Raw genomic sequence first — 10493 nt, 5'->3', positions numbered from 1 at the left:
ATATTTTTATTGTTTTCAGATATATTAGGAAGAATAATCATATATCCTTATGAGATTTCCATTAGTTTAACTATTGGAGTTATTGGCAGCTTCCTATTTCTCTATTTGATGGCAAGGAGTGATGTATATGAGCAATAAGAAGAAAATAATTCTTCTTGCTATTATTTTAGTAATTCTTATTATAAGCTTTATTTTTTCAGGATTGAATATTAATAATAGATCATATTTTTTTTCTAAGCGATTACCTAGGGTGTTGGCTATTATAATTACTGGAATATCTATAGCTTTTTCTTCCATGATATTTCAAACCATTACCAGTAATCGAATCTTAACCCCTAGTGTACTAGGCTTGGATTCGTTATATATATTTATACAGACTTTTGTAATATTTACATTTGGCTCAGGAAGTATAGTTGTACTAAATAAAAATTTAAATTTCTTACTAACTAGTGGCATAATGGTGTTTTTTTCGGTGATAATATATAAGATTTTATTTGATAAGCACAAGGAAGATATATTTTTTGTTTTATTAGCTGGATTAGTGCTAGGAACATTCTTCCAAAGTTTATCTTCATTTATGCAAGTTATTATAGATCCTAATGAATTCATGCATGTACAAGATATTATGTTTGCTAGTTTTAACAATATAAATACCCAAGTATTAGGGGTTAGTAGTTTGTTTATTATAGGGTTTGCATTCTATACTTTTAAACATTCAGAAATTTTAGATGTAATGTCTTTAGGGAGGGAGCATTCAATTAACTTAGGTGTAGATTATGATAGGGTTGTAAAAAAGATGCTGATAATTGTATCTATATTAACTTCGATATCTACTGCGTTAGTTGGACTAATTACTTTTTTAGGGTTACTCGTGGTAAATCTATCGAGAGAGTTTTTAGATACCTTTAAACATAGAACTCTCATTTTAACATCATCTTTAATAAGTGTAATTGCTCTTTTAGGAGGACAATTGCTAATTGAACGGGTATTCAATTTCAGTACCCCAATTAGTGTAATAATTAATTTTATTGGTGGAGGTTACTTTATATATCTTTTAGTAAAGGAGAGTAAAATATGATTGAAGTTAATAATTTAACCAAAAAATATGGAGATATAAGAGTTATAAATAATTTATCTATAAATATAAAAAAGGGATGTATTACTTCTTTCATTGGGCCTAATGGAGCAGGAAAGAGTACACTGTTGTCCATGATTAGTAGATTGATACCTAGAACTAGTGGGGATGTATTTATAGATGGGAAGGAAATAAGAGAGTGGAAGGATAATGAATTGGCAAAAAAGATATCCATATTAAAACAATCTAACCACATAAATATAAGACTAACTGTTAGAGAATTAATTAGTTTTGGAAGATTTCCCTACAGTCAAGGAAGGCTGAATGAGGATGACATTAAGTTTATAGATAGGGCCATAGATTATATGGAACTTAATAATATGGAAGACAAATATTTAGAAGAATTAAGTGGTGGCCAAAGACAAAGGGCTTATATAGCAATGGTTCTTGCTCAAGATACAGAATACATACTCTTAGATGAACCATTAAACAACTTAGATATGAAGCATTCTGTAGAGATAATGAAAATGTTAAGAAATTTAGTAGACCAATTAGGTAAAACTGTAATAATAGTAATTCACGATATAAACTTTGCTTCTTGGTATTCAGACTATATTGTGGCTTTAAAAGATGGTGAGATAGTAAAAGCGGATACTACTAGAGAAATAATTGATGAAAAAGTTTTAAATAGAATATATGATCTAGATTTTAAGATACAAGATATAGAAAACAATAGAATATGTGCATACTTTTAATTAAAATATATTAATAATGAGGTGAATAATAATGAGTAAAAAAATTAAAATATTATTTTCAATAATGGTAATTACAGCCTTATTCATAACAGCATGTAATTCTGGGGCAGTAGAAAACAATGACGAAGTAAGTAGTAAAGGGGAATCTATTACTATAGAACATGAGTTGGGTGAAACTGAATTAAGGAGGGAACCTGAAAGAATAATTGTCTTTGATTACGGTGTTCTAGATGCCCTTGATACAATGGAAAAGGATATAATTGGATTACCTAAAAAGACTATTCCAAAATATTTAGAGGAATATAATGACGATAAATATGAAGATGTGGGAACTTTGCAAGAGCCAAATTTTGAAAAGATTTATGAATTAGAACCAGATTTAATAATTATATCTGGCAGACAAGCTAAATTATATGACGAATTTAGTGAAATTGCTCCTACAATATATTTAGGTATTGATGGAGAAGATTATATTAATTCATTTAAAAAGAATATGAATATATTAGCTAATATTTTTAATGAAAAAGACCTAGTAGAATCTGAAATAGAAAAGATAGAAAAGGCAATAAAAGATTTAAATGAAGATGCGAAGGAGAACAATAGTAACTCTTTATTACTAATGGTTAGTGATGGTGATCTTAGTGCCTATGGTGAAGCTTCTAGATTTGGTATTTTGCACAAAGAATTTGGATTAACACCAGTAGATGAAAATATAGAATCTTCTACTCATGGACAAAAGGTGAATTTTGAATATATAGCCGAACAAAATCCTGATTATTTATTCGTTATAGATAGAGGAGTAGTTGTGGGAGGAGATACTTCTGCAGAACAGGTATTAGATAATGAACTAATTAAGTCTACAAAAGCATTTGAAAATGATAATATAGTTTATTTAGATGCTCAAATCTGGTATGTATCTTCTGGAGGTTTTTCAAGCACTATGAAAATGGTCCAAGAGGTACACTCTGCTTTAGATAATAAAAATTAAGATTGAAATATTTAATTCTGATTATTTCATTTAGAGAATGTGACTATGGTATACTAATCCATAGTTGCATCTTTTTTTATTATAAATTTAGTACTAGAACACCTTTTTGTCCCATAGGTAATTCTCTATAAACTTTACCCTTTCTAAAGTAAATAGCCCCACCATAGGCTTTCTCGTCATTATTATTATGGCTATTAAACCATAGGACATTTTCTCCCGTTAATTTTGCTCTTTGGGCATATTCATTTTTTGCAGTATTTTCCCAATATTCAATGTTATATGAATTGTAATTAGGCCATAAAACTGCTATATAGATTGTCTTTATTTAACTCGATATAACCAAAACCTATCCCTAGTGAAAGTCTGTTACAATAGTTTTGTATTTGTTTGATAGCTGGGCTATCTATGGATAATGCCATACCTTTATCTATATTATAATTGAATGTTATCCCATCAAAACCATGAATAAAGGACTCGGGAAACAACATTAAATCTAAATCCTTATATTCATTCATAGTTTCTATCATAGTATTAATGTTATGTTCACTGTTACCATTAATAAATTCTTTCGAAGCGAGCCCTATTTTCATTATAAAAACCTCCTATTAGTATATTATATAATATCAACAGATAATTTAATATATTTTCTTAATAATGGGGAACTATAACTATGGAATAAAATAATGTAGGTATTTTATATGAAGATGGGTAACTATAACTATGGAATAAAATAATGTAGGTATTTTATATGAAGATGGGTAACTATAACTATAGAATAAAATAATGGAGGTATTTTATATGAAGATTGTAGCATTAGTGGGAAGTATGAGTAAAGAATCTAATAATAGAAAAGTTGCAGAATTCATGAAGGATAGATATAAAGAAGATTTAGATATTGAAATATTACCTATTGGAAAGCTCCCTATGTATAATCAAGATATTGAATTAGACCCACCAGAAATAGTTATTGAATTAAGGGAAAAGATAAGGAAAAGTGATGGAATATTATTCTTAACACCAGAATACAATCATTCCATACCAGCAGTCTTAAAAAATGCAATAGATTGGTTTTCTAGAGTAGAAATGGTTATGATAAATAAGCCTTCTATGGTAGTTGGAGCTACATTAGGTAATCTTGGTACTGTGAGAGCCCAAGTTCATCTTCGTCAAATTTTGAATTCTGGAGCAGTAGCTACACTAAATTTACCGGGAAATGAAGTTTTTATTAGTAGTATTCATGAAAAATTAGATGAGACGGGGAAATTAGTTGATGAATCTACTATTGAGTACTTAGATGGAGTGGTTAAAAATTTTATAGATTGGGTTAACAAAGTAGGTTAAATATACAAAAAGAGTGGATTAACTAAAACAATCCACTCTTTTTGTATATTAATTAAATCTATTATACTAAAAGAAATTTACTTCTATCATATAAGCAAGTACTCCTGCAATTAAAGCTGGTATAGTATTAAATACTGTAGACCAAAATGCCGACCTTTTATCAATAGCTATTAAAGGAAATAATGCGTCTCCATCTTGGGATATAGCATTAGCTAAAAGTGCTGAGAATGGAACTAAACCTCTAGTATATAATGTTACAAATATAATTTGAGGGCCACACCCTGGAATAATTCCTACTAAGGCACCTATTATCACTGCAGATAAGCCTGTTTGCGTCAAGAAAGATGTGACTAAAGCTTCACCAGCTATGTAGTTTCCTGAACCTAATGCTAGTATAAAGAATTCATATGCTAAATAAGCGAAAAACACCCATGTGCCTACAAAAGCAGTTTCTTGGGCATTATGAACTATAGTTTCTTTTAAATTTAAAGTTTTTAGCTCCGCTTCCTCATGTGTGTCATCTTGAATGAATTTCTTACTCATTATCATCATTATTAAGGATAGTACTGTTCCTCCAACGCCTAAAATAGTGCTTAAATTATTATTTAAATCTATTTGGAATAAATCCAGGACTCCAAGGATTAGTCCTACAGAAATGACTACCCAATAGATAGTATAGGCGCTATGAGTGAACTTATATCCTAAAGTATCGTGTTCTTGATGTCCTTTTATTTCATGATGAAGGATAAGGTCTATTTCATCCCCTTCCTCATGACCTATATGTTCTAATTCTCCTTGAGCATTACCAGTTTCTAAAACTTGTAATGTGTGATCAGTATCTTTGTGGATCAGTTCTACAGCTGATTTGGTTCTTTTCTTTTCATGCATTGCTTCAAAGAGGTAATCTCCAAACTTAAAGTAATCTACAATATATCCTGTTATTATAGCGACTATAAAAGACATTATGCTTACTAAAATATATTGCAAAGGCATAACTGACATAATAACGAAGGCAGAGTCTCCCATTGTAGCAATTAAAGTGGCCACAATGGTACCAAAACTTACAGTTCCTTTAGGGAACAAAGGCATTACAAAAATAGCACCACCACAACCTGGAGTAAGTCCTAAAAGAGCACCAATAATAGGCTGGACTTTTTTAGAGTTTTCTATTTTTTCTACAAGCTTTCCAGATTTCCTAAAATTAATATATCCGAAAATCAATAAGACAGCTCCAACAAATACAGTAACTTCAATAAAAGCATTTTCTGCACTTTTCACTATCAATCTTAATATTTCTCCTGCCACGTCCATTCCTCCTTCCTTACCTATATATAATATTTACCTGTATATAAATTTATTAATCACAGCTTTAGATTAATGATATAATTTCTCCTATGAATATAGGATAACATTATATTATAGCATGAATTATTAAAGTTGTAAAAAGAAATGAGTTACTGAATTACTGGGACATGGGACAGTCTTAGCTAGCTTACTCTGTGAGTCAATTAAGACTGGACCGTCCCTAGTGACTCATTTATTTTCCTTTTATTTCTCCAATGTCTTTAAGTAATATGGATATTGTTCCATCAGTGTTGTTTAGAAATTCTATTTTATTATTATTAGTTAAAAAGGATACTGGAATTTTTATTTCTATTCCATCGTCCGTTACCATTTTTTGGGTCGTGGGTATTTTTTTATATAAAGGCTCATTTACTTTTATAACCTTTTCCCTTAATCCCATTTTTTCTATTTCTTCATCGTATATGTTCTGGAGTTCTAAATTTTTGTCAAAAGCTTCGGTTTTAATATGATTTATATCTATGGTATCTGTTTCCTCTACACTTTCAACCATTGCACTTTTTATTTCCGCCATTTTTTTAACATCATCTTCATAATAATTTTTAACTATTTTTTTAGATACCTTATTTACAATATCCATTTTTTCTTTATTTGATAATGTACTTTTTGATTTTAATAAATGTTTAGACAAATAATATTCTTTCTGACCATTGATTTCATATTTTTTTTCTTTCAACAGTATTGAATAATCCTCTAAATCCACTATTACAAATTCATTTATTTTTTGATTCTTGTTAGGCAAAGTTATTTTTTGTTTTATAACTCTGTTAACTCTTTTGTCATTTGATTCTTCAACATGGTGTATATAGGAAAGACTATAATCAAGTATAAAAAAACCTAAGTATTTTTTACCATCACCTTCAAACAATGAACAAATTAGGTCACAAGGAGGTATAGATGGATTTTCAACCATTATATTAAACATAAGTCTTGCAAATTCTCTAGTTTTTTCTATAAATTTGCTATCATCTTTTGAAATACTCATACATAAATTTTTTACTAAATTTTCTTCGCTGTCTTCAGTATTAAAATAAGCTTCTTTAATATTTATATCATTGAAAACTTTTTCTATATGAATTTCTAAAAATTCCATTATATCTATATTATGTGGGTGCTCTTCTTCTGAAAGTACTGGTAGTCCTACTGAATTATCTAAAATATGTAATATAATTTTTTTAATATTAATAAGTTCCACAATAATCCTCTCCCTTTAATGCTAGTACAACAATTATATCTATTCTACTATGAAAAGAAAAGTATAATGATAGTTGTTTAGTTTTCCTCATATAAAATGGGCATCCTATTTGTAAAAATATATAATGTTTCCTTTAAAAGAGTTAGTATTAGTAATGTTTTAGGATTAATTATTGGGTTAATACTTAATGGGCCTATTGGATTGGGAACCTTAATAATTACAGTTGCTTTGGGTCCATTAGTAGGTTTATTTAGTGAAATAATCTGCAAACTATGTGAATAATCAGAAAAGTATAAAAGTTATTTGCAAATTGACCTATTATACTATATAATAATATGTAACATGTATATTAACCTAATGAATATAATATATAGTAGTATATAAAATTTTTAGGAGAGCATTGACCCAATATGGGCATTGACTCTCCTAAGTTTATTTAGTCTTCTAAGAAATCTTTTAGTTTTTTACTTCTACTAGGGTGTCTAAGTTTTCTAAGGGCTTTTGCTTCTATTTGTCTAATTCTTTCTCTTGTAACGTCAAATTCCCTTCCAACCTCTTCCAAGGTTCTTGCTTTACCATCATCTAAACCAAATCTTAACCTTAATACTTCTCGTTCCCTAGGAGTCAAGGTGTCTAAAACGTCTACAAGTTGTTCTTTCAGCATGATGTATGTGGCAGTTTCAGCTGGGGTTTGAATATGCTCGTCTTCTACAAAGTCACCTAATTGGCTATCTTCTTCTTCACCTATTGGAGTCTCTAAGGAAATAGGTTTTTGTGCTATCTTCATTATATCCCTAACTTTATCTACTTCCATGTTCATATTCCTTGATATTTCTTCTGGGGTTGGTTCCCTACCGAGATCTTGTACAAGTTGCCTTTGAACTCTAACAAGCTTGTTTATATTTTCAATCATATGAACAGGAATTCTTATAGTTCTTGCTTGGTCAGCAATAGCCCTTGTTATTGCTTGTCGTATCCACCAAGTAGCATAGGTACTAAATTTATAGCCTTTAGTATAGTCAAATTTTTCTACTGCTTTTATAAGACCTAAATTACCTTCTTGAATTAAATCTAAAAATGACATTCCTCTTCCAATGTGTTTTTTAGCAATACTTACTACTAATCTTAAATTAGCTTCAGCAAGTTCTTGTTTAGCAAATTCATCTCCTGCTTCCATTCTTTTAGCCAATTCAATTTCTTCTTCCTTAGTCAGTAGGTCTACTTTCCCTATTTCTTTTAAATACATTCTAACAGGGTCCCCTACTTTCACATCTTTAGAAACAGGGTCCTCAGTATCTATATCGCCCTCGTCATCATCATCCTCTATTATCTCAATATTTTTATCTTCGAAACCTTGATAGATTTCATCTATTTGCTCGGAATCTAGGTCCATTTCTCCAAAACAATCCATTATTTCTTTGTAGGTAAGACTACCTTTTTCCTGGCCCTTTGTAACTAAGTTTTCAACTGCAGTCTTTTTTTCATTATGACTCACCGATACTCCTCCCTTCAGGAAAGCTATAGGAATAATATTTCTCTATAATGTAAAATCCTTATAAATAAAACTTGTCAACTTTACTATCTATCTTATCCTGATTAATGCCAATATATTTAAAAGTTATACTTGGGGATGAATGATTAAATATACTTTGTAATAATGCTATATCTTTGAATTGTTTATAGTGCCAGTAACCAAACGTTTTTCTCAGTGTATGAGTTCCTATATTATCTACATTAGCCTTTTTACCTGCTTCTTTTAGGATTCGATAGGCTTGTACCCTGGATATAGGTTGGTTGTCCCCTTTTTGGCTTTGAAAAATATACATATTATCATCCATATTTTTTATATATCTATTAATTTCTTTTTGTAACATACTATTTATGGGGAACTTTTTAGCTTCTTCAGATTGGTTTCCTTTAATTAGGATGTAAGATTTATTCTTTATATCTTTAACCTTAAGGTTTAATATGTTATTCATCTTTATACCAGTATTGATACCAATAAGAAAAAGCATATAATTTCTATAGTTTTTCTTAAGCAATTCAGTTTTAATTTGTTCAATTTTTTCACGATTTTTAATGGATTGCACTTCTTTCAACTTATTTGACTCCTTTCTTCCGTCCTATTATATAACATTTAATGTTACATGTAAATGAGTTATGTTACATTTAACTATTAAGACGTTATTGAAAAAAGGGACAAAGATTGTTATTCATATTTTACCCTTAAAATAGTTATTAACTACAAACCTTGCTTCTATAAAAGACTTTCTATTTATATTATAAAAAGTACCTCCTTCTAATTTATTATTGTATAGTTTTTCTGAACCTTATCTAACAAATTTTATATACATAAATAAATTAAAAGCAGGTTTTAACCATTAAAAAATACTAACATATTATATGTTAGTTTGTAGTTAGTTATTTAAGAAAATCTTAAATCAATTAATAATAAGTAATGTACTATTCAAAAGGATTATCTTAAATCTTTATTGATAAATGAACTCTTTTATTATAGCAGATATAAAAGATAATTGCAAAAAGGATGAATGGATAAGTTGTTTAAGTTGAGAATATTGATATTAATAAATATTTGATGTTAGTAAATATTTATAATTCTATAGTAAATTTTTTTTTGTTTTATGTAGAGTCTTTCCAATTGACAGAAAGAATGGATATGTTAGTATTAAAATGGTATAAATACATAAAAGAGGTAGAAAAATGTCGAAAAACAATGATTACAAAAATGAAGAGTGAATTCTTATGTAAACTTTAAAAAGATAATTTCAACTTATTGAACTTTTAATAAAAATATTGAAGGGTTAAAAATTTACATAAAATTTAAATTTAGATTGGGATAGGAATGGACATTAAGATTATATCGAAGTTTTTAAAAGATTATCATTGGGAAAAGGTACATATCAAAGGAAAAGAAGTGTATATTTTTAAACATACATCATTAAATGAGATAAATGATGAAATGTTAAAAATAATGCTATTATTTATGCCACCAGAGCGTAAGAACAAGGCTAGTCGTTATAAGAAAAAAATAGATAGAAAGTTGTGCATAGTATCCTATATGTTGTTTGTTTTAGCTATGCAAAAAGGATTTAACATTTATGGTCCTTATGACTTTTTATTTAATGAAAATGGCAAACCTTTCTTAAAGTATTTCCCAGAAATATATTTTAGTATAAGTCATTGTGAAGTTGGTGTGACTTGTGCTATTGCCGAGGAAAATGTTGGAATTGATATTCAAGATATGATTCCCTTTAATATAAAACTAGCGGAATCTATTTGTTCTAAGAATGAACTGGAAAAAATTAACAAATCAATTAATAGGGATTTAGAATTAACAAAGATTTGGACAATGAAAGAAAGTTATTTTAAAATGCTTGGGACAGGCTTAATTGAACCTTTAGGAAATTTGGATGTATATGAATTAGATAACTTTTACCAGAGAATTAATTTAAAAGAAAAATACGTTTTATCTGTAGCAATATAGATAGAAATATAGGAGGTAAAAACATGAGAATTTTTTTGAAATACACTATAAGAAATATTTGGGAAAATAAATTGAGAGGTTTTCTAATTTTATTTTCTCTTATGATTTCTACATTTATTATGTTTTTAAATTTTGTAGCTCGCGATGATATTATTCATCAGTATGAAGCATTACATGAAGAATCATATCGTAGTTATGATATTATTGTGAGCCATGAAGATGGTGAAGAACCATTTTTTAAGGAAGATAAGTTTAAAACTAAAAATATTGAT

General features: G+C 28.7%; 12 protein-coding genes. 7 read left to right on the top strand and 5 right to left on the bottom strand.

Going from position 1 to position 10493, the window contains the following annotated elements:
• Positions 1-127: 127 nt before the first annotated feature.
• Genes VK071_10375 through VK071_10365 form a run of 3 tightly spaced genes read left to right on the top strand, consistent with a single transcriptional unit; the run spans position 128 to position 2818 of the window.
• Positions 128-1078 (top strand): iron chelate uptake ABC transporter family permease subunit, encoded by a 951-nt coding sequence (locus tag VK071_10375; protein HLR35713.1) that lies wholly within the window; start codon positions 128-130, stop codon positions 1076-1078.
• Positions 1075-1830, top strand: coding sequence for an ATP-binding cassette domain-containing protein (locus VK071_10370; protein ID HLR35712.1), 756 nt, complete (start codon positions 1075-1077; stop codon positions 1828-1830). The genes VK071_10375 and VK071_10370 overlap by 4 nt, the downstream gene beginning before the upstream one ends.
• A gap of 31 nt (positions 1831-1861) precedes the next feature.
• A complete protein-coding gene (locus tag VK071_10365; protein HLR35711.1) occupies positions 1862-2818 on the top strand; it encodes a siderophore ABC transporter substrate-binding protein in 957 nt (318 codons plus the stop codon).
• Positions 2819-3108: 290 nt separating this feature from the next.
• Here VK071_10365 and VK071_10360 read toward each other — a convergent pair whose 3' ends face one another.
• Entirely contained in the window at positions 3109-3408 is a 300-nt protein-coding gene (locus VK071_10360; protein ID HLR35710.1) for a hypothetical protein, read from the bottom strand.
• Between the two features lie 208 nt (positions 3409-3616).
• Here VK071_10360 and VK071_10355 point away from each other — a divergent pair, with 208 nt between their 5' ends.
• The gene (locus tag VK071_10355; GenBank protein ID HLR35709.1) at positions 3617-4159 is read left to right on the top strand and encodes an NADPH-dependent FMN reductase; all 543 of its coding nucleotides are present in this window, start codon (positions 3617-3619) and stop codon (positions 4157-4159) included.
• A gap of 66 nt (positions 4160-4225) precedes the next feature.
• On the opposite strand, the gene VK071_10350 is transcribed toward VK071_10355, so the two are convergent.
• Both VK071_10350 and VK071_10345 read right to left on the bottom strand, forming a co-directional pair.
• A complete protein-coding gene (locus tag VK071_10350) occupies positions 4226-5464 on the bottom strand; it encodes a putative manganese transporter (GenBank protein HLR35708.1) in 1239 nt (412 codons plus the stop codon).
• A 232-nt stretch (positions 5465-5696) separates the two neighbouring features.
• Complete coding sequence (locus tag VK071_10345; GenBank protein ID HLR35707.1) at positions 5697-6716, bottom strand: nucleoid-associated protein; 1020 nt, start codon at positions 6714-6716, stop codon at positions 5697-5699.
• Between the two features lie 96 nt (positions 6717-6812).
• Between VK071_10345 and VK071_10340 the strand changes: the two genes are divergently transcribed.
• Positions 6813-6998, top strand: coding sequence for a hypothetical protein (locus VK071_10340; protein HLR35706.1), 186 nt, complete (start codon positions 6813-6815; stop codon positions 6996-6998).
• 154 nt (positions 6999-7152) lie between these two features.
• Here the strand turns inward: VK071_10340 and rpoD are convergent, their stop codons facing one another.
• Positions 7153-8211 (bottom strand): RNA polymerase sigma factor RpoD, encoded by a 1059-nt coding sequence (gene rpoD, locus VK071_10335; protein ID HLR35705.1) that lies wholly within the window; start codon positions 8209-8211, stop codon positions 7153-7155.
• A gap of 58 nt (positions 8212-8269) precedes the next feature.
• Positions 8270-8806 carry a tyrosine-type recombinase/integrase gene (locus VK071_10330; protein HLR35704.1) on the bottom strand — a complete coding sequence of 179 codons (537 nt, stop codon included), beginning with the start codon at positions 8804-8806 and terminating at the stop codon, positions 8270-8272.
• A gap of 773 nt (positions 8807-9579) precedes the next feature.
• Between VK071_10330 and VK071_10325 the strand changes: the two genes are divergently transcribed.
• Complete coding sequence (locus VK071_10325; GenBank protein HLR35703.1) at positions 9580-10221, top strand: 4'-phosphopantetheinyl transferase superfamily protein; 642 nt, start codon at positions 9580-9582, stop codon at positions 10219-10221.
• Positions 10222-10244: 23 nt separating this feature from the next.
• On the top strand, positions 10245-10493 hold a 249-nt coding region (locus VK071_10320), incomplete at its 3' end, for a hypothetical protein (protein HLR35702.1).

This window comes from Tissierellales bacterium (genome assembly GCA_035301805.1).
In the GTDB taxonomy this organism is placed as follows: domain Bacteria; phylum Bacillota; class Clostridia; order Tissierellales; family DATGTQ01; genus DATGTQ01.
This window is presented reverse-complemented; position numbering and strand designations above follow the sequence as displayed.